Source organism: Mucilaginibacter sp. (assembly GCF_965277465.1).
In the GTDB taxonomy this organism is placed as follows: Bacteria; Bacteroidota; Bacteroidia; order Sphingobacteriales; family Sphingobacteriaceae; genus Mucilaginibacter.
In genome coordinates, this window is record NZ_CBDICW010000001.1 from 761,389 (window position 1) to 786,336 (window position 24,948).

The following is a 24,948-nucleotide window of genomic DNA, read 5'->3' on the forward strand; positions in this document are numbered from 1 at the left end:
AAAGCACATATGCCATGAATATGATGTTTTAGTTCGGATGATAAATAGCCCAATCGGGGAGCCAAATGTTCGCAAACGCACGAATAGGATCAGAAATCAGCGTTATTCAGGTTTGAAACAAATAAGGCTTGTACTCGTTAATCCGTTATTATTTAACCCCTATTATTTATTATGGAAGCTGCAAAAACCTGGCATGAAAAACACAAGTCAACAACTACCTTCGGCGAAAAGCTGGCGGACTCGGTAGCAACCGGTATGGGCTCCTGGCGTTTTATCATTATACAAACCATAATTGTCTTGGTTTGGATGGTCGCCAACGTGATCGCCTTTATGTACCATTGGGATGTTTACCCTTTTATCTTACTGAACCTGTTATTTTCTACGCAGGCGGCTTACGCGGCGCCCATCATTATGATGGCGCAGAACCGACAGAGTGAACGCGACCGCCACCATGCAGAGCAAGACTTTAAAACGAACGTGGAAGCCAAAAAAGAGATCGAGCAATTGCTGGAAAAGCTGAATACCATAGAGATCGAAAAGCTGGATAAGATCCTGGAGCTGCTACAGCCTGCCACCGCAAAGAAAAAATAAAAATGCGATCCGCTGCGATCATAAGATCAAAGTTGGGATGAAATTAAGAATAGTTGTGATTATATATTTTTTACAACGGCCCGCGTAACCAGGCCTTTGTTTTAATTCTCTTTGAAGACGCCTTTTTGATGGTCGCTCTTAAACTCCCGGTAATCTTTTTTGACCTTGTCCGCATAATGCCGGCAATAATTCAGTACCTGTTCCTGCCATTCTTCAGATTTACCGAATGCAGAAAGATCATCAATAATGGAAGAACCCTGTATACCGCCACTTCTAAGTTGGGCCGAGGCAGTCAAAGAAGCCATATCATTAACGACCTGGTAAATATCCCTGTATTCATCCTTGAGCAATTTGAACTTGATCGTATCCTTTACCGGCTGTAGTTCCTGTATTACAAAAGACTCTTCCTGGAAAATGGTAGTACTTAACAGGGATGCGGATACATATTGCATCCTCAATTGGATAGAGATAATTCGTTCCGCATTGTTATCCCAATCAAGTTGTTTGACTGTTGTATAGCCGGCTACAGAGGATGGTGTAGATTGCTTCATGTCCAGCAAAAGGTATTTGTTTTTTGTATTGGTGCTTTTAAGTAGGAATAAATAACGTTTAACGCCAATGCTACCAGTACCCGCCAACCGGAAGATTACACCTTTTACTTCATAATTATAAGGCCCGTCGCTGCTGGTGCTGATCCATTCGTTGATATGGGCGCTCAGTTCCTGCCGCAGTTTCTTGTCCAGCTTAAAATGCCGCTCATCTTCCAGGGACAGCATGATCTTTTTCTTTTTGCTGATGGTACGCTTTTGTAAAAGTGTTTTCTGGCTTGCTTTATCAGCCGAGGTCAAAAAATCGCAGACGATCCCTTTTGCGGTACGCGGCTCAATGCTGATTGCTTTACCCTTGGCCAGTGTGTTACTGTAAGCCTTCAGGTAAAGTTCCGCCATTTTCATCGCTTTTTCCGGTTCGATCTCCAGCGCCTCGAAAGCAATAAAGATACTTGTTACCATCCGCGCGAGTTCGTAACAAGCCGGGGCCAATATCCCCTCGTCAAAATCGTTCAGGTCAAAATAAACCAGTTTATTATCGCCTTTATAGCTGCCAAAATTTTCTAAATGCAGGTCGCCGCAGATCCAAGTTAATGGAGAGAGCGGCAATGGGGGAGCCTTTGAAAGGTCTTCATAAAACAGGTGACAGGTGCCCCGGTAAAAGCGGAAAGCATTTTCGGTCATAGCTTCATATTTCAACTGGATCATATCGGGCAACAATCCATGATTAAATGCTTTGAGGCGTTCGGATAATTTAGACATAGGGGTATTTGTTTAATTGGTCGTTAAAATGGCTTTCTTTTTGCGCTGATCATTTACACTATGCTTTTTCAGGAAGTTGTAGGTCAAACTGAAACCCATAAACTGGGTGCTCCGGCTGCTGTTAGTGCCATCAAAGAAATAATACCCTTGTGTTACCGCAAGCGCAACGGTGGTGGAGATATTAAAATTGATGCTGTTACATATCTCGGAAACCAGTCCTTGTTTGGCCCCGAAGACATACCCGCCCCCCAGGCATAAGCCTTCGGCAAACCTGCCGCTCGAAAAAATATTGATCGTTGGCCGGAATTCAATATAATGGCTGGAATCGCTGCCGGCAGCGAGTGAACTGAACCTCCCCGTTGCCAGGCCAATATCAAATATCCCGTAGGTACGGCCGAATTCCAAAGCCGGGGAGAACCGTTTGGCGACTCCACCTTTTGTATTCACAAAAAAATCGGTGTTGAGCGATAAATAATAATAGCGTGGTTCCTTATTTTCTTTGGAGGTATCGGACTGGATCACCGTATCCTTTGAAATCTTTTTATCACTGCCATGTGCGATAAATGCTTTAGTAATGGCAGGTGCAACTCCAGCTTGCTGTGCGAACCCGGAGGTAGCCGCAATTAGCAATAAAAACCCAAAGTAAAATTTTTTCATGTTATTTTCTTATTATTATATCGTTATAACCTGTAAAAATGAGCAGCACCAAAATCCCCAATGAACTAAAATCCTCGCTGGATTTCAATAAAACAACCGCAGACCGTTTTGCCACTGCAATTGCTTCCGGTTTTGGCAGCATTACCTTCCTGGCGGGCTGCATCCTGTTCTTTATTGCCTGGGCTGTATGGAACTGCCATTTGTTTCCTAACCTCAAATCCTTTGACCCGTTCCCGTTTCCTATCCTCGATATGCTGGTATCACTTTTCGCGGTCATTTTATCCGTTTCCGTGCTGATCAATCAAAACAGGCAGGGTAAAATGGACAAATTACAGCAGCAGGTTGATTTCGAGGTTAATGTCCGCGCCGAAGAAGAGATCACCAAAATGCTGGGTATGCTCCACGCGATCCAGCAGCATTTGGGTATTTGCGATAAGGAAGATAAAGAACTGGAAAAGATGAAGGAAACGACCGACATCCATGAAATTCATCAATCACTGGACGACCAGGAATAATTATTCTCTGGGCACAGCTACCTTTTTTTTGACTTTCAAGGTTTTGGCCAGCCGGTTTTGTTTCGGTTCTTCGTACCCTAAAATAATACCCCATGATTTGAGGCTTTCGATACGGTCAAATATGATCTTTAACACCGCTATGACCGGTATGGACAAAAACATCCCCGGTATGCCCCATATCATTTCGCCGATAATGATGCCTAATACCGTGATCAGCGCATTGATCCTCACTTTAGAGCCTACGACCATCGGCAACAGCACGTTACTGTCGATTAAATGCGTAATGACTAAGGTGATAACGACATAAAGCACCGTCGTTGGATTTGGCGCGGTCGCAAAGGTCACTGCCGAACTCACAATTAAAGCGGAAAAAATGCCGATATACGGAATGATGTTAAATAAGCCTGTGACCAGGCCCAGCAGGATCGCGTACTTAATCCCTAAAAACGTAAAAGCTAAACTCACTACCGTGGCGACAATAGCCATTTCGATCAGCAGCCCGATGATATATTTACGAATGATGAATTGTACCTGCTCAATAATGTCATGCACCAGCTTCTTGTTTTCATTCAGGAAAACCGATTCCAGGAAACGCATGATTAGCCTGCGGTACAGCAGGAAGAAAAAGATATAAATAAAAGTGAAAACAAAGAATAACAGGAGGGATGACAACGATAACAAAGTTGTGCCTACTACGGTAGTACCTGATGCCATCACCTTATTCGTAGTATTCGCTACAAAAGTATTTTGCTTATGCTTGGTAATGTGGAAACTTGACCTGATCCAGTCCTGCAGCGTTTCCTGCGATTTATGCAACTGGTCCTGGAACTGTGGCCAATCGCTGACCAGGCTGGAGATCTGTGATGCGATCGCATATAGTAAACCACCAATACAGGCGAGTAAAGTAATTACCGCAAGCATAGAAGCCGCGCTTCGAGGCAACCTTAACTTATTTTCTAAAAAAGCGGCAAATGGTAGTAATAAAATTGAAAAAAGGCACGAAAAAATCAACGGTGATAAGATCTCCTTAGCCGTGACCACAATATAAACCAACGCGATCAGGCTGAAAAGAACAGCGGCCAGTTTGATATAAAATGGCAGTGATTTAAGGAGATTAAGATCCATAAGCGTTTACGCCCTGCGAATAATCCCGAGGATAAAAGCAATTACTGCGATTACCAGCAGAATATGAATAAGGCCCCCGGCTGCATAACCGAAGAAACTGATAGCCCAGCCAATAACCAGGATAACTGCGATGATGTACAAAATATTCGACATGATTGTTAGATTAAGAAGTGTGTATTGTCAACAGTAACCGGGATAAATAGTTTGAGAACGGCGATGATTGCCATTTTTAACCTTAAAAAGCCACGCAACAATAAATAGCTAATAGCAGTGTTTTAGTAAGTCTCGTTATTGCAGGCCTGCAATTCCATTTTTTAATACCAAAGCTATTCTCTACCTTTCAGCAATTAATTCAGCTTGCCAAATTTGGATCGTTTAAATCTGTATTCTTTATACACATCACTAAACGCACCAATTGCTAACGAAATAACACAAAATAATCACTAATGGACAATTCCATAAAAAGGGTCGCGATTTTTGATGACGATGAGGATATCCTTTCGATCTGCACTTATATTTTAGAAGAAAAAGGATGGCAGGTAACCACCTTTACGGATTGCAATGAAATCGAAAAAAAACTTGAACAAGTATCTCCTGATGTTATTTTGATGGATAACTGGATCCCTGATGATGGCGGGATTACTGCAACGAGGCGAATTAAAAATGTACCTAAATTGCGTGATATTCCCGTGATTTACTTTTCAGCCAACAGTGATATAGAGATTTTAACCCGGCAAGCAGGCGCTGATGCCTTTTTAGCAAAACCCTTCGATCTCGATGATTTAGATAGTACCATTACCGAGGTGTTAAATCATTAACCGGTAAGTTTACTCTTCTTAGTTAAGGGCCTGATACGCCCAGAAGCCTATATCCGGCCATTCAATTGCGTTAAACATGGTGACATATCCCTTTAGGATGTGAATAGTTGAGAGCCGGGTAAGTTACAACTCCCAGTCGGAAATATTAACCCAAGATATTCAAACAATTCTTTTATATCTTAGTTTAATAATTTCGTTCCTCACAAAAGTCTTTATGCTAAATGAATCCCCATTAGTAAATACGGAACAGCTATTTCTTAAGGGAGGTGGCGAGATGGGGGAATTAATGCGGGCGAAAGATTGGTCATTATCACCTGTCGGTGCCGTAAATGAGTGGCCGCAAAGCCTCAAAACCACCATCAGTATCATATTAAATTCCAGGTTTCCTATGTTCCTTTTCTGGGGGCCGGAATTGACCTGTTTTTATAATGATGCCTACCGGCCAAGTTTGGGACAGGATGGAAAACATCCTAATATTTTAGGGGCACCTGCAAAAGAATACTGGCAGGAAATATGGGAGTTTATCGGGCCCATGATCGATAGCGTGCTGTCCGGCGGCGGAGGTACCTGGAATGTAGACCAATTGCTGCCCATTTACCGCAATGGTAAAATGGAAGATGTGTACTGGACCTTCAGCTACAGCCCGGTAACCAACGAGAAGGGCGTGATTGCCGGGGTCTTTGTGACATGCAGTGAAACAACGGAAAAAGTCATTTCTTTTCGCGAATTAAGTAACAGTAATGTGGAACAGCAATCGCTGAATGAAGAGATGAGCGCTATTAACGAAGAACTGATCACCGGGAATGAAGAATTGACCGAAGCTAATGCACAGCTTTTACATACGCAAAACGAACTGACGGCTACCTTAAAATATTTGCAGGAAAGCGAAGCGCGTTTTCGCCTGATGTCAGAAAACGTGGATATTATGATCAGCGTTGCGGATGAAGATGGTAAAGCGGTTTATTTTAACAAGGCCTGGGCCAACCTTACCGGAAAGAGTATGGATGAACTCCTTGAATTCGGCTGGGCTGAACTCATCCATCCGGAAGATAAAGACGACTGGGTGAATAAATACCTTACAGCTCATGAAAAACAAGAGTCATTAACCGGCGAATTCCGCGTGCTTAATTATGCCGGTGAATATCGCTGGGTATTGGCCAAAATTCCTGCGCGGTTCCGGTCGGACGGTAATTTTGCAGGTTATATCAGTTCCTGCATTGATATAACCGACCGAAAACTGTCGGAAGAAAACCAGATAAGAAATACCAAGGACCTGCAGAACCTGAACGAATGGATCTCCGCCAGTAATGAAGACCTGACCAGGACGCAGTATGAACTGGAAGGAATGGTGTTTGACCTTGGCGAAAGCGAAGCGCGTTTTCGCTTCTTGGTTCAGCAGGCCCCGGTTGCCATATTTATACTGAAAGGGCGAGAGCTATTGATCGAGGTAATGAATACCCGAATGTTAAAAATGCTGGGCAAAAGTGCCGGTGTAGTTGGCAAAACCTATATAGAGGCCATGCCGGAATTTGAAGGCCAATCCTTTTTTAAATTACTGGACGATGTATTCACATCCGGCCAGCCATTTTATGGCAACGACATATTGGCAAAAATTGAACACGCAGGAGAAATAAAGGACGGGTATTATAATTTCATTTATGAACCTATTAAAAATGATCAGGGTATAACGAACAGTGTAATGTGCGTGGCGATAGACGTCACCGAACAGGTCAATGCCCGCAAAGAGATTGAGCGCGCCGAGGAATCTTTGCGGCTGGCCGTTGATGCCGCTGAACTAGCCTCTTACTATATTGACATCAACAGCCGCATTTTTGTGGCCTCACCCCGCTTAAAAGAATTTTTTGGCTACTATGCCCATGAAGATGTTCCTTATGAAGCCGCTATCAACACTATACACCCTGATTACCGCCAGGCTGCTGCCGACCTGGTAGAAAAGGCGATAACCGAAGGGATCAAATTTGATATGGAATACCCGGTTATCGGCCATCATGACGGTAAGATCCGCTGGGTGCGCGGCGTAGGTACGGTACAGAATGACAACAATGGCATACCGCATTATTTTACAGGTGTGTTACATGATATTACCGAACGCAAGCAGGATGATACCCGAAAAAGCGATTTTATCGGCATGGTTAGCCACGAGCTAAAAACCCCGCTCACCTCCTTAACCGCGCTGGTACAGGTTGCAAATTCCAAATTAAAAGATAGCGAAGATAAATTTTTGGCCGGGGCGATGGAAAAAGCCAGTGTACAGGTTAAAAAGATGATCCAGATGATCAATGGCTTTCTAAATATATCCCGCCTGGAATCGGGCAAGATCGCGATAGATATGCAGGACTTCGATATGGAAAAACTTATCGAAGAGATCATTGACGAACAGGAATTGGTTATTAGGAGCCATACCTTTTGTTTTGAGCCTTGTAAGCCTGTAATGATTCACGCCGATAAGGATAAAATAAGTTCGGTTTTGACCAACCTGATCAGTAACGCCATTAAATACTCCCCCAAGGGGAAAACTGTCGATATTAAATGTGAGTTGAAAGAAAAAGACGTGCTGGTCAGTATCCGGGACGAAGGCATGGGGATTAAACCCGAGGACCTGGAAAATGTATTTAAACGTTATTTCAGGGTAACATCCAATCAATCGCAGCATATTTCCGGTTTTGGTATCGGCTTGTATTTGAGTTCCGAGATCATACATCGTCACGATGGCCGGATTTGGGCGGAAAGTGATAAAGGTAATGGAAGTACGTTTTATTTCTCCCTGCCGCTTACGAAACAACTACAGGAATAAAACCTATAAAACACCATATTATGGCTAAAACAATTACGGAAACACCGGAAGATTTGCAGACGCTGCTCGCTGCAATTGTCCAGTCATCTGACGATGCGATTATCAGCAAGTCGATGGATGGCTTAATTAATTACTGGAACGCCGGTGCCGAACGTATATTCGGCTATAAGGCAGCCGAAGTAATGGGTAAATCGGTCAACCTTTTAGCGCCCTATAAAACAGATGAACATAATGACATCCTTGATAAATATAAAAAGGGTATCAAGATCGAGCATTATGAAACCAAACGGGTAAAGAAAGACGGCTCCATCATAGATGTATCCTTAACGGTTTCTCCCATTTTTAACGGCGCAGGCAAAGCCATCGGCTTTTCTTCTATTGGCCGTGACGTTACCCAGCGCGCGCAATATTCGGCATATGCCCGAAGCCTGATCGAAGCTTCGCTTGACCCATTGGTAACGATCAGCGCCGATGGTAAAATTACTGACGTAAATGAAGCATCGGTAAAGATTACCGGTATGTCGCGCGATAGCTTGATCGGAACGGATTTTTCGGATTATTTTACCGAACCGGATAAAGCGCGGCGCGGCTATCAGCAAGTATTTGAAAAAGGCTTCGTGGCAGATTATCCGCTAACAATTAGGCATAAAGACGAAAAATTGACGGATGTATTGTATAACGCATCTGTCTATAAGGATGAAAAAGGCAATGTACTCGGTGTTTTTGCTGCGGCCCGTGATGTAACCGAACAAAAGCAAGCTTCACAGTATGCACGTTCGTTGATTGAGGCATCGCTCGATCCGCTGGTAACCATCAGCGCGGACGGTAAGATCACCGACGTAAATGAGGCATCCGTTAAGGTGACCGGGGTAAGCCGCGACAAACTGATCGGGACGGATTTCTCGGATTATTTCACGGAGCCGGACAAGGCCCGTAAAGGGTATCAGCAGGTGTTTGAAAAAGGATTTGTAGCGGATTATCCGCTAACGATCAGGGCGAAAGATGGTAACCTGACAGACGTATTGTATAATGCCTCCGTTTACCGGGATGAAAAAGGAAATGTGATCGGTGTGTTTGCGGCAGCCCGTGACGTAACCGAACAAAAACAAGCCTCCCAATACGCGCGTTCCTTAATTGAAGCTTCACTCGATCCGCTGGTAACGATTAGCGCCGATGGTAAGATCACTGACGTAAACGAAGCATCTGTAAAAGTAACCGGGGCAAGCCGGGAAAAGCTGATCGGTACGGACTTCTCCGATTATTTTACCGAAGCAGAAAAAGCGCAGGAAGGCTACCAGCAGGTGTTTGAAAAAGGTTTCGTAGCGGATTACCCGTTAACGATAAGAAGTAAGAATGGTAACTTAACGGACGTACTCTATAACGCTTCTGTATATAAGGACGATAAAGGCAATGTGATCGGGGTGTTTGCCGCGGCCCGTGACGTAACGGAACAGAAGCAGGCATCGCAATACGCGCGTTCATTAATTGAGGCCTCACTCGATCCCCTGGTAACAATTAGCGCCGATGGTAAGATCACTGACGTAAACGAGGCATCGGTAAAGGTTACAGGCGTAAACCGGGAGAAGCTGATCGGTACCGACTTCTCCAATTATTTTACCGAACCTGAGAAAGCGCAGGAAGGCTACCAACAGGTGTTTGAAAAAGGTTTCGTAGCGGATTACCCGCTGACCATCCGCGCACAGGACGGTAATTTAACAGACGTATTGTATAATGCTTCGGTTTACCGGGATGAAAAAGGAAATGTACTCGGTGTATTTGCCGCCGCCCGTGACGTAACGGCGCAAAAGCAAGCCTCGCAATATGCACGTTCGCTGATTGAAGCATCGCTCGATCCGCTGGTAACGATCAGTGCCGATGGTAAGATCACTGACGTAAACGATGCCTCGGTGAAAGTGACCGGGGTTAACCGTGAAAAACTGATCGGCACCGACTTCTCCAATTACTTTACCGAAGCGGAAAAAGCACAGGAAGGCTACCAACAGGTATTTGAAAAAAGTTTCGTAGCGGATTATCCCTTGACCATCCGGCATAAGTCAGGTAGACTAACAGACGTGCTCTATAACGCATCGGTTTACAAGGACGATAAAGGCAACGTACTCGGGGTATTTGCTGCTGCGCGTGACGTAACCGAACAGAAACAAGCGTCACAATATGCCCGTTCCTTAATTGAAGCTTCACTCGATCCGCTGGTAACGATCAGCGCCGACGGTAAGATCACTGACGTAAACGAGGCATCAGTAAAAGTAACCGGTGTAAACCGCGAAAAACTGATCGGTACAGATTTCTCCAATTACTTCACCGAAGCGGAAAAAGCGCAGGAAGGCTACCAACAGGTATTTGAAAAAAGTTTCGTAGCGGATTATCCCCTGACCATCAGGCACCAAAATGGGCAGCTAACAGACGTATTGTACAATGCTTCCGTATATAAGGACGATAAGGATAATGTACTGGGAGTGTTTGCTGCTGCGCGGGATATTACGGCGCAAAAACAATTGGCAGAACGCGAAATTGCAGAACGTGAAAAGGAGCTGATGCGTATTGAGGAGTTGGAACGGTTCCGTAAGCTGACCGTAGGGCGCGAATTAAAAATGATGGAGTTGAAAAAGGAAATTGAGGAACTGAAAGGTAAAGTTTCAGTATTGGAAAGAAGATAGCTATCCATGGAAAAGGGCCTCATCAAAATAGCACAGCCGGAGATAGATTTGCCTGACGTCGATATTGTCGACACGGAAAAGGCTTTGCTTAATATTTTGGATGATTACAGCGATGAAAAGCTGAATTCGGACAATACACAACGGGCCCTCCTCAATATTTTGGATGATTATACCGAAGAAAAAGTACATTCTGAGAACACGCAGCGGGCGCTGTTAAATATCCTTGATGATTTTAGCCAGGAAAGACAAAACTCGGATAATACCCAAACCGCGTTACTAAACATCCTTGATGATTACCGGGCTGAAAAAGAAGCGATGGAGGATACCCAACGCGCTTTTCTAAACATCCTGGAGGATTATAGCGAGGAAAAAACAAGGGCGGAAGTAAGTAACGAAAACTTAATTAATGCCAATAAAGAAAACAAGGAACTGGAACAATTCGCATTTGTTGCTTCGCATGACTTACAGGAGCCGCTAAGAACCATTACCAACTTTGTGGAACTGCTTTCTGAAAAATTTGAGGGCAACGGCGACCCGGAAACACAAGAATTTTTAGGCTACATTGTAAATGGCGCTGCAAAAATGCAGAACCTCATCAGGGATCTGCTTGAGTTATCAAGGATCGGGAATAACTCTGAGTTTAAGCCTGTCAACCTGCAACTGGTACTGCAATCGGTTATTGCCGATTTGGACACGGCCATTAAACAATGCGGCGCAAAGATCAATGCCGGATTTTTGCCCAATATTCGCGGCAATGAAAATGAATTGAAACGCTTGTTTCAAAACCTGATCAGTAACGGCATTAAATTCCGCAAGAAAGACACACCATTGACTATCCACATTTCCGCAGTAGAAAATAAAGCCGAATGGGTATTTGCGGTCAGGGATAACGGTATCGGTATTGATGAAAAATACCGGGAAAAAATCTTTGTAATTTTCCAGCGGCTGCATACGGTTGAGGAATACCCCGGAACGGGCATCGGTTTGGCATCCTGCAAAAAAATCGTATCCTTACATAATGGTAAGATTTCGGTAGAGTCCAAATTGGGAGAAGGTGCCGCATTTTATTTCACCATTGCCAAATAACATGAAAAAGATTAGCTGCATTTTATTGATCGATGATAACAAGGCGGATAATGCTTTTCACCAGATCAAGATCAAAAAGGCCCAGGTATGCGAGAAGGTTAGTATAGCGACTAGCGGGACGCAGGCATTAGACTATTTGGCAAAGGCCGTACTACAAAATGAGGCATTCCCAAAGCCCGACCTTATCTTTTTGGATATTAATTTACCGGGAATGGACGGCTTCGATTTTTTAGATGAGTTCCATAAACTAAACGATGAGCTGAAATCCAAAACTAAAGTAATTATGCTCACCACTTCTTTAAATCCCGACGATCAAACCCGTGCGCTGAACTATAAAGAAGTAAAAAGCTTTTTAAATAAGCCTTTAACGGTTGAACTGATCCAGGATACAGTAGCCAGTTATTTTTAGGAATGGAGACTACTTCGCAACAAAAGGCTGAACTACTGCTGGAAGAAACCCGGAGCGACTTTGAGCAATTTGCGTACGTGGTATCGCACGACCTACAGGAACAGGTGCGGAACATCACCAATTATACCGGGCTGATAGAAAAACATCCGAAGTTTAGTGATGATGAGGAAATAAGGTTTTATATGGGCGTAGTAACCGGCTCGGCAAATAAATTGAATGAGCAGTTGGCTGAACTGTTGACCTATTCCAGGATAGGACGCAACAAAAAAAAGGAAACTATTTCCATCCGAAAAGTACTTGGTGACGTAATTATGGATATGGAGGCAGAAGTTGCTGGACGACAAGCTAAAATATATATTGGTGATATGCCGGAGGTCAATGGTAATACATCAGAGATGAAGATTTTATTTCAAAATTTGCTCAATAATTCTCTTAAATTTAGCGGCTCTTTACCTCCCGAAATAACAATTAATTGCCAAAACAAAAATAAAGCATGGGAGTTTTCTATTAAAGATAATGGAATTGGGATAGTCGAAAATCATCTGCACAAGATATTTACGATGTTCCAGCGCCTTAACCCGGAAGAAGAATATCCCGGAAATGGTGCAGGTTTGGCGATCTGTAAAAAAATTATAAGCTGGCACAACGGAAAAATTTGGGCAGAATCAGAACCTGGTAAAGGTTCAGTATTTTACTTTACGCTTCCCACAATGGAATTACCTGCATGAAGAAACTGGAATGCATCTTATTGGTTGACGACAATGTAAACGATAACTTCGTGCATTTTATGACCATTAAGGAAACAGACACTACCAGGCAGATCAAAACTGCAAGGGATGGAAAAAAAGCGTTGGAGTACCTGGACAAGGGAAAAGAAAATCCTAACGAATATCCTTTTCCTGACCTGATCTTCCTCGATTTGGCCATGCCCGGCATTAATGGTTACGAATTCCTCGACAAGATTAGGGAAAAAAAACTTTCAGGAGTGGAAAAACCAGTGATCGTGATTATGACCGGCTCTTATGATTCCGATACCGAACAAAAGATAAAAGATAATTATAGCGATGAAGTTGTCGCGCTCGTTAAAAAACCGCTGACTGTTGAAATGCAGGAGGAAATTATAAAGACATATTTCTAAAACACTTGCCATTAAAATGATCCCCATTTATTGGATGCCCCCGCGAATGTTTAGAAATTTCTTTTTAAGCAACGCTGGATGATTTTCCAATTTTAATACGCTTGGCTTTTATTGCGTGCATTATTTGTTGAGTGTCCTCATTATAAAGCTCGCGTATCCCTTTTATAGCATCCAGACAACGATTTTCTTCTATGAGAGAACATTTTTTGTAATTGTATGGTACTATCTGGCACCACCGTTATTTGTACGCATGGCGCTTATACTTTCCGCAACAAATTCTGGCGTTTTATCACGCAGAATTTGACCATCAGTGTAATCCCTGAAGAGATCTATGTCATCTCGCATCCCATTAAACATTCCAAATCCGCCCAGCTGGGCGATCTTTACAATGCGCAAGAGGTTTTCCTACATTGCTTTTTGACAAATGCCAATCACCAGCCGATTGCCAAAGACCTCCCTGAACCCTGTTTAATCGGTTAAACTGTTAAATGCTATTGCAACTAAATTTTAATTTTATCCCGTATGAAATCGATATCAGAGGGTTTAGGAATAAAGTTGTCGGGGCGCTTTGCTGATCCAATGATTTGGCTATGTCGGGTGTTAAATAGTCGACTTTTCAAAAATTTTGCTGAGATTAATACTGAAATAAAACTATTGTGAGTCTTGTTTGTCGTTGATTTGATGTCCTCATTATAAATTATTTTCATGAAAAAAAACTCACGGTCACCTCTCAACGGAATGATTGCCGTTGTTACGGGGGCTGAATCCGGGATCGGACAGGCTATCGCTGCAGAACTTGCTCGATTAGGTGCCGTTATAGCGGTTAATTATTATACAGATAAAGTAGCGGCAGCAAAAACCCTGCAAATGGTAGAGGACAATGGCAGCAGTGGTAACATTTACCAGGGGGATGTATCCGATTATAAACAGGTACAGGAACTCTATAAGAAAGTAATTAAAGAATTGGGAATACCTTACATCCTTGTCAATAGCGCAGGTATAAATTCGTCTGGTATATATGCCGTTGATATGGACATCGATGTTTTTGACCGGGCGCTAAAGACCGACCTTTACGGTACTTTTTACCATTGTAAAGAATTTATCGCTGTACGTAAAGCAGCGGGCGGTCAAGGTAAAATAGTGAATATTTCTTCCATACATGAAGATGTCGCACACGCCGGCGGTGCCGAATATTGCGCAAGTAAAGGTGGCGTCCGTAATCTCACCAGGGTACTGGCGCTGGAGATATCATCCATGAAAATTAATGTCAACAACATCGGTCCCGGAATGATCCTGACACCGATGAACCAAAAGGTCATAAACAATCCGAAAGCATTAGAAAAAGCCATTAAGCATATCCCGCTTGAGCGTGCAGGTAAACCTGAAGAGGTAGCCAAACTCGCTGCTTATCTCGTTTCGGAAGATGCGTCTTATGCAACCGGCCAGACTTTTTTCCTGGACGGAGGATTGAAAATTAATATTGGACAGGGCGCATGAGTAATTACCGGTTAATAAAAACAGAAGTCCTTAAACTGGACTGTAAGGTTCCATTGAAGGGAATGTATAAATTGAGCCCGTTTGTTTGGAAAGAAAACGACCTATATCGCATGCTCGTGCGTGCGGTTAACCCCTCCGGCGATCCAACTCAAAAAGTTGCGCGTATATTCTATGGCGAGTCAAAAGATGGCATAAACTTTAAAATGGACGATGGCCCGGTGATTGCGCCTGGGATAGCAACTATCAGCAAAGATGGTGTGGAAGACCCTACAGTGGTTCAGACACCCCATGGTTATTTAGTTTATTACACCGGGTGGAACCTTACCGAACAACGCGGTGAGTTGTTGGTGTCGAAAGGCGAAACTATTCATTCGCTTGAATATACCGGAGAGGCATTAATTTCACATGAAGACTACCGTAATCCGAAAGAAGCAACCGTAGCGCAACTCAAGAATAAGCGCTGGGCGCTCTTTTTTGAATTTGCCAGGGATGGGCACTCTAAATTGGGAAAAGCAACCAGTGATGCCCCCGAAGGCCCCTGGAACATTGACGAAGAATTTTTGAAAGCGCGCGAAGATTCCTGGGATTCGTACCATTTAAGTACCGGGCCGATGCTGCAGGACTCTAAAAATGAAACGGTCATGTTTTACAATGGCGCGAATTCAGATGCACATTGGCGAATTGGCTGGGTAACCATGGATGATAACGGGCATATCAAACAACGCTGCGAAGATCCTTTGATCACCCCTGCACCAAACGAAGGCGGGGATGTCGATATTGCTTTTGCCGCTTCGGCTATATTACAGGATGATAATATGATCTGGCTGTATTACAGTTGTGAGGATACAGAGCCGTTAAGGGCACTGATCGAGATATTGGATGACTAATGAATTTGCGCCCAGGCATCTTCTAACCCTTTTCTTGATCGCCGGATCACCTCATATAGATCCCTTTTATAAAGGGAATCGGCCACGTATTGTGAAAATATCTCTACCGAGCAGGCACCTGTGTATCTTGTTTCGTGCACGATTTGAAGCAGTTTTCCGATAGGAATAATGCCATCTCCAGGCACCAGGCGATCTCCGAAAGACCGGGGCATCCGCCAGTCGCTGACCTGTAGCACAAATATGCGATCTCCGGCGCGCCTGATCTCCTCCTCGACATTTGCATTTTGCCAGATATTCCAAAAATCGAGACAAATCCCTACATTATCCCGGTTCACTGCATCAATAATCTCCATCGCCTGAGCAATTGTCCAAATGGCCGATTCGCTATTCATGGAACTGGCATTAAGGGGTTCAAGAGCCAAACTTACACCATGGTCAGCCGCAAATCCTGCCAGGTTCTGCAATTCAAGAACGGTAGTTTTTACCATTGCAGCCATGTCACCCTTTTCAGGCGCGCCCGTATTCAAAATGAACGGACGTGCGGCGGCAAATGGCGAAAGGCTTTCAATGCTGGAGCGCAGTCGTGACACTCGGTCTCCTAAGTCCTTAGGATCAGGTGTCATCTGGCTTGAACCAAAAGTTCTTACCAGCGGCTGTATGGCACTTATACTTAAACCATGAGCGGATATCATTGACATTTGTTCCTTGTACCGCTGACTATCGAGTTTTTCTTCACAAACTTCTATCATAGCTATTCCAAGCTCAGCATAACGCGCTACGTCCTGTTCAAAAGTCCAGGGTTGGGTGGTAAATTCGCTTATCGCAATCGGAAAGGGAAATGGCTGAATTTTGTTGATATTATTCATCGGATTATATTTATGTTTTTACAGGTGTAAAATATTTTTTTGTCTTAAGATAGAGTACCTCTCCTGCGAGCATACCCAATACAGGAGCAGTACAATAAAGCCAAAAAGATTTCCATTCGCCGGCCACAATTGCCGATGCGAACGTTCGGGCAGGGTTCATGCTCATCCCGCTATATGGTGCCTCAAATGTGATGAAAGTTGTGATTAGGGCAGATACCGCATAAGAAGTGTATTTATCCCAACTTTTCCTTATCCCCATAAATAATACAACTGCGATCAATAAAAAAGAAATAAAGAACTCCAATACAAAAGCAACCCAAATTCCTGGCTTACCGGGAATAGTCACCACATAATTAATATCCGGGTGAGACATCCATACCGGGAACAATAAAGCAGCAAGGTAAACCCCGAGGCTGCCGCCAATCAATTGAAAAATCGTATAGCCTATAGCATCAGTAAAACCAATATCACCTAAGTTATAGCGGACGAGTGTGACTGCCGGATTAATATAGGCCCCTGATTGTTTTCCAAATTTCGAAGTGAATATATAGAGCGCCGTTAAGCCCATTGCTAAGCCTACTAAAAAGCGGCGCAACAAAGCAGAAGCGATCAGGTGACGAAACGGTAAGCCCGGATATTGTATAAATGCATCAAAAAAAGCCGCGGATATCATAAACAATCCTAAACCACGGGCTTCGTCAACATATTTCTGTAATTCTGTTTTCCAGGTCTTTTTCACCTAATGTAGCTTACCATGAATTTAATTTTTCGATTAAATGGTCGCCTACCCGTAAAGCGTTGGCCATGATCGTTAACGATGGATTAACTGCCCCGATGGAAGGAAAAAAACTGCCGTCGACTACATAAAGGTTGTCAACCTCATGTGTCTTGCAATTTGTATCTAAAACCGAAGTTGCGGGGTCATTGCCAAATTTCGCGGTACCTACCTGATGTGCTACCCCTGCTAAAGGAATATCCTTGCTTAGATAAATTCCGTGCGGAATGAATACATGCTTCGTGTCGATCTTAGCTAATATGTCCTTCCAGGTGTCTATCAGGCGGTTAAAACCCTTCATATTGTTCTCCGTATAATCCAGGTGAATTTGCCCGTTAATCACTTCAACCCGATTTTCCGGCGTAGGGAGATCTTCACCAGTAAACCACCAGTCTACCGAATGGGTCGCCATTTCGTTCAGCAAAACGCCCGGTGTAAAAAAAGGCGCGTCAGGAGCAACCTGTTGCTTATCAGATTTTCCTAAAAGCTGCACATGACTCATTGGATAAGGGAAATCCTTGTCGCCAAAGTAATAGTCATTACAGGCCAGCGTTTTTTGAAACGAGGTCGGGTTTTCTTTCAGGCTGATACCCAGCATCGCCGCGCTGTTGTGTTTCATAAAATTACGGCCCACCTGGTCGCTGCCATTGGCAAGGCCATTTGGATGTTGTTCGTTTGCACTTTTCAGTAGCAATGCAGCTGAATTGATCGCCCCACAGGCAACAACTATAATAGCAGCCTTAAATTTTACCAGTTCGTCCTTAACAGTTACCTCGATATGATCAACAGATTTACCATCAGCTGAGGTTATCAAACGCTCTACTTTAGCATTAATCAGTAAGGTTATGTTATCATTACCTAAAGACGGGCGGACACAATTGATATCAGCGTCGCTTTTTGCATGGATCATACAAGGATAGCCGTCGCATGTACTACACCTGATGCATGGGCTATTGAGCATATCGGCCTCGTTTAACTTCACTGCGATGGGCATATTGAAAGGCTGATGACCGTCTTTGATTAATGCATCATGCAGTTCCTGTATCCTGGGTTCATGGCTGACAGGCGGATAGGAATAATCTTCGGTACGAAAAGGTTCGGTTGGATCGATACCCATTTTCCCGTGAACATGGTAAAGTTTTTCCGCTTCGGTATAAAAAGGCTCGTAGTCAGCATAGCTCAGGGGCCATGCTGGGGAGACCCCACCCTCATGCTGGATTTCTTCAAAATCACGTTCCCTTAAGCGAAACTCCGCTGCCCCGTAAACTTTTGTATTGCCGCCCACCCAATAGCCGGTACCAGGATGCAAATCTTTTCCTTCTTTGGTCTTCCAGACCTCTTTAGTATGATAACGTTCGTCCTGGAATACCGCTTTGCTGTCCCAATTCGCTTTCTCACGCGGTAAAAAACCGCCTCTTTCCAGCACCAGGATGCGTTTCCCGGTATCTTTTAATTTATATAATAAAGTACCTCCACCAGCGCCTGTGCCGATAATGATCAGGTCGTATTTTTCCATTTTTATTTGATTATTAATTGGATTTAGTTTTTCTCGTATCTAAAAACGCTACAATAGCGGTTAACTCTTTTTTATTCAATATGCCACCATATGCAGGCATATTACTCCCCCCGTTCACTATTCTGATCGTTAAATCTGCCGGTGATAACCGCAAGCTAACATCCGAGAGTTCAGGGCCTTTCAGTCCGCCCTGGTCATTGATCCGGTGGCAATACAGGCAGCCCTTTTTGTAGAAAAGAACTGAACCTTTAATGATAGTAGTATCTGCTGAATGAACATTTTTAGCAGTTAACGGTTTGGCATCGAATGCGGGCGACCAGGGAGACCGCTCCCCTAAAAGGAATAAACTAAATACAAAAACTACCACGCAAACCGAACCAAATACGGCCCATGGGCGCCTTAGCGGATGACGTTCGCCTTTATTAGAAACAAAGGGTAGTGCTAACAATATCAAAATGGTTAATCCCGGCCCAATAATGATCATATACGACTCGATCTTTGGCGGCATCAGTGCAAACAGAGAAAAAATGGAAAGCATATACCAGTCAGGCGATGGGTTGGCATTTAACGAAGCTGGATTCGGCGGACCTGTTAACGCAGGCGGCCCGATGAATACAGCCAGCATAATAATTGTAATGATCGTTAGCGCGCCGAAGATCACATCACGCCAGGCGGCATAAGGCCAGAACGGTATCCCTTTCTCTACCAGCATTTGTTTATACCACGCGCGGTAGGTTCTGGGATCGATCAATCTACCCACTTTAGCAGGTTCCGAAATACCGTTACGAATGACCAGCATTAAATGATAGGCTACAAATAAGAAAATGATGGCCGGTAAAATAAAAACATGGTAAGAATAAAACCGGCTTAACGTGTGGCCTCCTATGGTATCGCCTCCTAATAATAACCTCGCCGCCCACTTGCCTATAAAGGGAATTCGCCCCATTTGCTCGGCACCGACCACCGCCGACCAAACCCCATTTGAATCCCAGCGAAGCAATTGGCCGGTAAATCCCATGGCAATGGTCATAAAAAACAAAATCACCCCGCTGATCCAGGTCATTTCTCGCGGGTACTTATAAGCTGCCGTGATATAAACCCGCATCATGTGTATGCTCACCATAATGATCATTGCGGTTGCACCGAAATAATGTATGCCACGCAGTACGTTTCCAAAAGCAGCATCATTGGTGATAAATTGCAGGGATTTATAGGCTTCGGAAGAAGATGGCTGGTAGAGCAACGATAACGCCACGCCGGTAATCACCTGTAAAACCAAACAAAACAAAGTAGCGCTGCCAAAAACATAACTCCATTTGGAGCCTGGTGGCACCGGGTGTTTGATCAGCGGCATAAAAATTTCCGTAAACCCGCTGCGGTCATCAATCCACGCCCATATTTTCTTTAATCGTTTCATGAGATGCTTAGGCGCTGATATTGGTAATTGGTATAGCAGAAGTTTGTATCTCTATGGCATTCTTATTTACTCTAACAGGGTATTGAACCAACGATTTAGGCGGCGGACCTGCCGCTACCGACCCATCTTTATAATATACCCCGCCGTGGCAAGGGCACATAAACAAGTGCGCGTCCGCTTCCCATCTAATCGGGCAGCCCAGATGTGTACAATTTGCCGAGAACGCGGTAAATTTATCAGCCGCATCCCTCCTTAGCCACGCGGCAGATTTCGACGTAACTCCCGACCACTTTTCAGGGTCTGCATTTTCAAAAGTGACCAGGTTGGTTGTACCAACTTTAAAAGTATTTAAATCACCCACCTTTCGCCATAGCTTTGGCGTTTTTTCAATTAGAGGGGAAAATATAGCAGCCAAAACAGGCACACCAGCTCCTGCGGCTGATAAAAAACTTAATCCCAGGCTGAGCTTGATTAAGAAACTGCGCCGTTGTTCGTTTTCCGGTTCCTTTTTCAGATCATCGTCGTTATTCATGTCTTATCTGGTTTATCCATCCAATTAATGCCGTAATAAATATCAATCCGCCCGCTGTCAGTACCACCCAGGTAGTGAGCAGCCCCCAAAAAATAAACGCAAGCCCCATAGCCAAAAAGAATGGCCAGTAGGTAGGCTTGGGCAATATTTCGGGCATGGCTTTTTCCCAATCCTTTTCAGGCTTTATGATGATCTCTTTATCTTCAGTCATGATCTATTATTGAGGTATTCATCCCTATAGTCGCCTGCTTGGTTGGAAAATCAGCTTCCGCGAACCAGCGGTATAATAAATACAAACAGCCGCTTAAATAAACAAAACAGCAGGGCACCCACATAATTAATCCCGCTGCCTGCTGATCTTCGGTCGGCGTTATATTCCAGGGATTGCCCGAAGGCATTTGCATGGCGGTATAATGATGCCATGTGTTCAGCGGGGCAAAAGTGATCAGCAATCCCAATAAGGAACAGCTGGCACATGCTGTGAACAAATAAACTATGCCTGATAACGGCTGTAAATGTTCTCCTTTGAAAGGGCCGAATATTGGCCAGCTAAATAACATTCCAGCAAGCAGCATGCTGCCGCCTTGCAATACAGGTATAAAACTAAATGAGACCTGCATGGAGGCCATGGAGCCGTCAAAAATCGCTGGTATGTGCCAAAACCACATAATGCCTACACCACATATCCAGGCTATCCAACTATGTTTCGCAAAAAATGAAGACATAGCTAGAATTCCATTATACAAAGGAGATATGGTTTGCGGGTTTAAACTAATAACAAGCAACGGTCCGCAAATCAGCAGAATAACGATATGTACAATCATATGCGCACTGAAATAATTATGCATCCCTAATTCATTTAATGGCGAGCATTCGGCCACTATAAAAAGAAGGATACCAGTTAAGAAATATAAGGTGCTTTTAATTTGTTTAAATCCTGTGATTAAATAATACAGGTATGTTATACTCACCAAGAGAAGGATGATTAAAGGGTCAAAATGCCATTGGTCCATAAGTGGTTTCATTTCCATAGCCTTAAAATATATGGGGTAAAACATAAACGATCAAAAAAACCACAGCCCAAACGATGTCGACAAAATGCCAGTAAATACCAACCGCGCCGATCACAGACGATTTCTTACCATTATAATCGCCTAAGAAGGTTAAACAGGTAACTATTCCGATAACAATAATGCCGACAAAAACATGCAAGCCATGAAAACCTGTAAGTGTAAAAAAACTGGTGCCAAAAATGCTACTGCTTACGCTGATATGGCTATTCAGCAAACTGATGTATTCCCGTCCCTGACCAAAAAGAAAAATGGCTCCTAATAAAATGGTAGCGATGAGCCAAAATTTAAGTCGTTTGATTTCGCCCTTATGGTAATTGGCTTCTGCACGCCAGTAAGTAAAGCTGCTGGAAAATAAAAGCAGGCTAAAAATGCCAGTTGTCTTCAAATCCAGGTTGAGCAGTTGGTGCGACTTAAAATCTGGCGTAAACGAAAAATAAACGAACGCCATGATCAGCGCCAGGAAAAACATGGCTTCGGTACCGACGATCAATTTTATTAACAGCTTATTTTCCACCTCTATTCCTTTCTTTCCAGTCCGCATCATCCGGTCTTTTGTAATCACGGAATGGTCTGGTGCTTTTCACAGGTATAACGTATATGAAATTCTGAAGCTCCGGAGGTGATGGGGTTGTCCATTCCAGCGTATTGGCATCCCACGGATCTGTTACAGCCTTTTCGCCGGTCCTTAAGGCTTTGACAATGATGTAGACCAGCAATAGTGTAGCGATGCTCATGACAAAACCACCAGTAGTAGAGATGAGGTTTAAAATGCCCCAGCCGGGCAGATCCGGATAAGTATAAACCCTTCGCGGCATTCCCATTGCGCCCAAGGCATGCTGTACTAAAAACGTCAGGTTAAAACCAGTTACAAATAGCCAAAAAAACCATTTACTTAATTTCTCATCTAAATCATGTCCGCTCATTTTGGGGAACCAGTAAAACAGGCCCGAAAATAATCCGAACAGCGTACCCCCAATAAAAACAAAGTGCAGGTGGGCCACTACGTAATAAGTATCCGTTAATTGCCAGTCGATAGGCACCAGGGTAAAGGAGATGCCGGTTAAACCTCCTATCGTAAATTCAATTAAAAATGCAATAGCGAACATCATCGAAACCTTAAAACGGATACTTCCGCCATGCATCGTAGCCAGCCAGTTAAATATTTTCACACCTGTCGGGATGCCTATGAGCATACTGCTCGCTGCGAAAAAGCTGTTCACCGTATTGCCGAGTCCGGTGGCAAACATATGATGTATCCAAACACCAAAAGCTAAAAGCGCAATGGCGATGCCCGATCCGATGATAAAGGCATAACCGAAAATAGGCTTCCGGCTGTAAACCGGGAATACTTCCGAGAAAATACCAAACACGGGCAAGATGACAATATATACCTCCGGGTGACCGAACAGCCAGAATAAATGCTGCCACAAAATAGCCGAGCCACCTCCCTGTGCGCTGAAAAAATGCGCGTGCAACTGCCTGTCAAATAAAAGCATAGCCAATGCAGCATTCAAAGAAGGAAAAGCAGCTAAAATCAGGAAGGAATTGATCAGGATCATCCATACAAACAAAGGCATCTGTTTAAGCCCCATAGATTTTACACGATATTTAAGTATAGTCACCACAAAATTGGCCGATGCAGAAACAGTACCAACACCTGCGAAAAGAAGGCCAGCGCAGTAATAATCAATACCAGGCGACGACGAATAATTATACTGATTAAGCGGGGCATAATTGAACCACCCGGCATCGGGCGCACCGCCTGCTAAAAAGCTAAAGTAAAGTAGCAGTCCGCCAAAGAAAGTGCACCAAAAACTAAAGGCGTTCAGGCGCGGGAAGGCCATATCATTAGCCCCGATCATTAGCGGGATAAAGTAGGTGGTGAACCCGAATATCGCAGGCATAGCCACAAAGAAAATCATTGTGGTGCCATGCATAGTAAACAACTGGTTATAAATTTCAGGCTGTAGAAAATGATTGTTCGGAACAGCTAGTTGAATACGGATCAACAAAATCTCACCGCCGCCAACCAACAGGAATAATACCGATAACCACAGGTACATGATGCCAATCATTTTATGGTCAACGGAGGAAATCCATTGCAGCAAACCCTGATCAGTACTTTCGCTGACGCCTGGAATGGATTGTTTCGGTTCTGGTACCTGTAATTCTTCCATCCGTTATTTAAGCTGGTTGAGGTAAGCCGTTAATGCACGCACACTGTCCGGCCCGAAAATAAACCGGGGCATGTGTGCTCCTGGTTTTACCTTTTGAGGGTTTGTTAACCATTTATTGATGTTTTCAGTCGTATTATCCATCATACCGGTCAACATAGTTTGCCGGCTTCCAAAATGAGTAAGATCCGGGCCTTGCATTCCGTTTGCGCTTGTTCCCCTTATACTATGGCAGCTACTGCATGATGCATTCATGAAAAGTGCGGCGCCAAGTTTGGCTAAGGTATCTGTGGGTTTCGCGGCATTCAACGCATGTTCCGCAAGCCATTTTTTATAATCAGTAAGAGTCTGCGCTACAACTCTGATTCGCATCCAGGCATGTTGCTGGCCGCAAAATTCGCTGCAGGCGCCTTCATATATTCCGGGTTTATCAATTGTGACCCATAGATAATTGTGCATACCTGGTATCATGTCCATTTTTCCACCTAAAGATGGTACCCACCAGTCATGGATCACATCGGCCGCTTCCAGTTGCATTAGTATCTTTTTTCCGACAGGTAAGTGAATTTCATTAGCGGCATTTATTGAGGTACCGGGGTAGGTAGCCTGCCACCACCACTGATGGCCGGTGATGATTACATCGGGCTTATGGTTTCCACGATCAGGCAGAATGGCGCCCATTATATTTAGAGACCAGAAGAAAAAGCCGATGACCAAAATTAAAGGAATTCCAACCATCAGTATTTCCAGCTTTCTGTTTCCCGCGGTTTGTTCCGGTTCCCGACTGCCTTTTTTATAACGATATCTTATCGTAATGAAAAGCGTTAAACTGATGATAAGAAATAAAATACATGATGCTGCGATAATGAAGCCATAATCTAATCCATTGATTTTTTGCGCTTGGGGTGAGGCTGAATCAAAGATGGACTGAGAATTATTAATTAAAAGCAGATCTAAGATTCCATGCATCTAAAGGGGTATTATCAACTATGAAAAAAATGTTGTTTATTATTTAGAAGGATCGCGTGAGAAAGAATAAACTTATTATGTTGAATAACATCGGATTTAGATA

The 24,948-nt window shown here is 43.8% G+C and carries 26 protein-coding genes; 12 read left to right on the forward strand and 14 right to left on the reverse strand.

Annotated elements, in window-relative coordinates; all coding sequences use genetic code 11:
• Positions 1-171 precede the first annotated feature (171 nt).
• Complete coding sequence (locus ACQY4U_RS03485; protein ID WP_428327984.1) at positions 172-591, forward strand: DUF1003 domain-containing protein; 420 nt, start codon at positions 172-174, stop codon at positions 589-591.
• Positions 592-692: 101 nt separating this feature from the next.
• Here ACQY4U_RS03485 and ACQY4U_RS03490 read toward each other — a convergent pair whose 3' ends face one another.
• A complete protein-coding gene (locus ACQY4U_RS03490; protein WP_428327985.1) occupies positions 693-1,901 on the reverse strand; it encodes a DUF2252 domain-containing protein in 1,209 nt (402 codons plus the stop codon).
• Positions 1,902-1,913: 12 nt separating this feature from the next.
• The gene (locus ACQY4U_RS03495) at positions 1,914-2,558 is read right to left on the reverse strand and encodes a hypothetical protein (RefSeq protein WP_428327986.1); all 645 of its coding nucleotides are present in this window, start codon (positions 2,556-2,558) and stop codon (positions 1,914-1,916) included.
• A gap of 38 nt (positions 2,559-2,596) precedes the next feature.
• Here ACQY4U_RS03495 and ACQY4U_RS03500 point away from each other — a divergent pair, with 38 nt between their 5' ends.
• The gene (locus ACQY4U_RS03500; protein WP_428327987.1) at positions 2,597-3,073 is read left to right on the forward strand and encodes a DUF1003 domain-containing protein; all 477 of its coding nucleotides are present in this window, start codon (positions 2,597-2,599) and stop codon (positions 3,071-3,073) included.
• Here ACQY4U_RS03500 and ACQY4U_RS03505 read toward each other — a convergent pair whose 3' ends face one another.
• The gene (locus ACQY4U_RS03505; RefSeq protein WP_428327988.1) at positions 3,074-4,198 is read right to left on the reverse strand and encodes an AI-2E family transporter; all 1,125 of its coding nucleotides are present in this window, start codon (positions 4,196-4,198) and stop codon (positions 3,074-3,076) included.
• A gap of 6 nt (positions 4,199-4,204) precedes the next feature.
• The gene (locus ACQY4U_RS03510; protein ID WP_428327989.1) at positions 4,205-4,351 is read right to left on the reverse strand and encodes a lmo0937 family membrane protein; all 147 of its coding nucleotides are present in this window, start codon (positions 4,349-4,351) and stop codon (positions 4,205-4,207) included.
• A 293-nt stretch (positions 4,352-4,644) separates the two neighbouring features.
• On the opposite strand from ACQY4U_RS03510, the gene ACQY4U_RS03515 reads away from it, so the two are divergent.
• The 10 genes from ACQY4U_RS03515 (at position 4,645) to ACQY4U_RS03560 (ending at position 15,523) form a co-directional block, all read left to right on the forward strand.
• The gene (locus tag ACQY4U_RS03515) at positions 4,645-5,016 is read left to right on the forward strand and encodes a response regulator (protein WP_428327990.1); all 372 of its coding nucleotides are present in this window, start codon (positions 4,645-4,647) and stop codon (positions 5,014-5,016) included.
• Between the two features lie 214 nt (positions 5,017-5,230).
• Entirely contained in the window at positions 5,231-7,831 is a 2,601-nt protein-coding gene (locus ACQY4U_RS03520) for a PAS domain S-box protein (RefSeq protein WP_428327991.1), read from the forward strand.
• 20 nt (positions 7,832-7,851) lie between these two features.
• Positions 7,852-10,506: a PAS domain S-box protein gene (locus tag ACQY4U_RS03525; protein WP_428327992.1), complete on the forward strand. Its 2,655-nt coding sequence runs from the start codon at positions 7,852-7,854 to the stop codon at positions 10,504-10,506.
• Positions 10,507-10,512: 6 nt separating this feature from the next.
• The gene (locus ACQY4U_RS03530; RefSeq protein WP_428327993.1) at positions 10,513-11,592 is read left to right on the forward strand and encodes a sensor histidine kinase; all 1,080 of its coding nucleotides are present in this window, start codon (positions 10,513-10,515) and stop codon (positions 11,590-11,592) included.
• A 1-nt stretch (position 11,593) separates the two neighbouring features.
• Complete coding sequence (locus ACQY4U_RS03535; RefSeq protein WP_428327994.1) at positions 11,594-12,001, forward strand: response regulator; 408 nt, start codon at positions 11,594-11,596, stop codon at positions 11,999-12,001.
• Positions 12,002-12,003: 2 nt separating this feature from the next.
• Complete coding sequence (locus tag ACQY4U_RS03540; RefSeq protein WP_428327995.1) at positions 12,004-12,729, forward strand: sensor histidine kinase; 726 nt, start codon at positions 12,004-12,006, stop codon at positions 12,727-12,729.
• Positions 12,726-13,139, forward strand: coding sequence for a response regulator (locus tag ACQY4U_RS03545; protein ID WP_428327996.1), 414 nt, complete (start codon positions 12,726-12,728; stop codon positions 13,137-13,139). The genes ACQY4U_RS03540 and ACQY4U_RS03545 overlap by 4 nt, the downstream gene beginning before the upstream one ends.
• Before the next feature lie 216 nt (positions 13,140-13,355).
• The gene (locus tag ACQY4U_RS03550) at positions 13,356-13,619 is read left to right on the forward strand and encodes a hypothetical protein (protein ID WP_428327997.1); all 264 of its coding nucleotides are present in this window, start codon (positions 13,356-13,358) and stop codon (positions 13,617-13,619) included.
• A 225-nt stretch (positions 13,620-13,844) separates the two neighbouring features.
• The gene (locus ACQY4U_RS03555; RefSeq protein WP_428327998.1) at positions 13,845-14,636 is read left to right on the forward strand and encodes an SDR family NAD(P)-dependent oxidoreductase; all 792 of its coding nucleotides are present in this window, start codon (positions 13,845-13,847) and stop codon (positions 14,634-14,636) included.
• 62 nt (positions 14,637-14,698) lie between these two features.
• Complete coding sequence (locus ACQY4U_RS03560) at positions 14,699-15,523, forward strand: hypothetical protein (RefSeq protein ID WP_428327999.1); 825 nt, start codon at positions 14,699-14,701, stop codon at positions 15,521-15,523.
• Here the strand turns inward: ACQY4U_RS03560 and ACQY4U_RS03565 are convergent.
• From ACQY4U_RS03565 to coxB, 10 genes are read right to left on the reverse strand one after another with little or no spacing between them, the layout of a single operon-like run.
• A complete protein-coding gene (locus ACQY4U_RS03565; RefSeq protein ID WP_428328000.1) occupies positions 15,520-16,389 on the reverse strand; it encodes a sugar phosphate isomerase/epimerase family protein in 870 nt (289 codons plus the stop codon). The two genes, ACQY4U_RS03560 and ACQY4U_RS03565, sit on opposite strands and share 4 nt — an antisense overlap.
• A 10-nt stretch (positions 16,390-16,399) precedes the next feature.
• Positions 16,400-17,128, reverse strand: a complete 729-nt coding sequence (locus tag ACQY4U_RS03570; protein ID WP_428328001.1) for an MIP/aquaporin family protein — start codon at positions 17,126-17,128, stop codon at positions 16,400-16,402.
• 10 nt (positions 17,129-17,138) lie between these two features.
• Positions 17,139-18,680 (reverse strand): GMC oxidoreductase, encoded by a 1,542-nt coding sequence (locus tag ACQY4U_RS03575; RefSeq protein WP_428328002.1) that lies wholly within the window; start codon positions 18,678-18,680, stop codon positions 17,139-17,141.
• Positions 18,681-18,693: 13 nt separating this feature from the next.
• The gene (locus ACQY4U_RS03580; RefSeq protein WP_428328003.1) at positions 18,694-20,097 is read right to left on the reverse strand and encodes a cytochrome b N-terminal domain-containing protein; all 1,404 of its coding nucleotides are present in this window, start codon (positions 20,095-20,097) and stop codon (positions 18,694-18,696) included.
• 7 nt (positions 20,098-20,104) lie between these two features.
• The gene (locus ACQY4U_RS03585) at positions 20,105-20,629 is read right to left on the reverse strand and encodes a ubiquinol-cytochrome c reductase iron-sulfur subunit (RefSeq protein ID WP_428328004.1); all 525 of its coding nucleotides are present in this window, start codon (positions 20,627-20,629) and stop codon (positions 20,105-20,107) included.
• Positions 20,622-20,840, reverse strand: coding sequence for a hypothetical protein (locus tag ACQY4U_RS03590; protein ID WP_428328005.1), 219 nt, complete (start codon positions 20,838-20,840; stop codon positions 20,622-20,624). The genes ACQY4U_RS03585 and ACQY4U_RS03590 overlap by 8 nt, the downstream gene beginning before the upstream one ends.
• Positions 20,833-21,660: a cytochrome c oxidase assembly protein gene (locus tag ACQY4U_RS03595; RefSeq protein ID WP_428328006.1), complete on the reverse strand. Its 828-nt coding sequence runs from the start codon at positions 21,658-21,660 to the stop codon at positions 20,833-20,835. Before ACQY4U_RS03595 ends, ACQY4U_RS03590 begins: the two co-directional genes overlap by 8 nt.
• Positions 21,661-21,664: 4 nt before the next feature.
• Entirely contained in the window at positions 21,665-22,246 is a 582-nt protein-coding gene (locus ACQY4U_RS03600; RefSeq protein ID WP_428328007.1) for a cytochrome c oxidase subunit 3, read from the reverse strand.
• Complete coding sequence (locus ACQY4U_RS03605) at positions 22,206-23,879, reverse strand: cytochrome c oxidase subunit I (protein WP_428328008.1); 1,674 nt, start codon at positions 23,877-23,879, stop codon at positions 22,206-22,208. Before ACQY4U_RS03605 ends, ACQY4U_RS03600 begins: the two co-directional genes overlap by 41 nt.
• Before the next feature lie 3 nt (positions 23,880-23,882).
• Entirely contained in the window at positions 23,883-24,845 is a 963-nt protein-coding gene (gene coxB, locus ACQY4U_RS03610; RefSeq protein ID WP_428328009.1) for a cytochrome c oxidase subunit II, read from the reverse strand.
• Between the last annotated feature and the right edge of the window lie 103 nt (positions 24,846-24,948).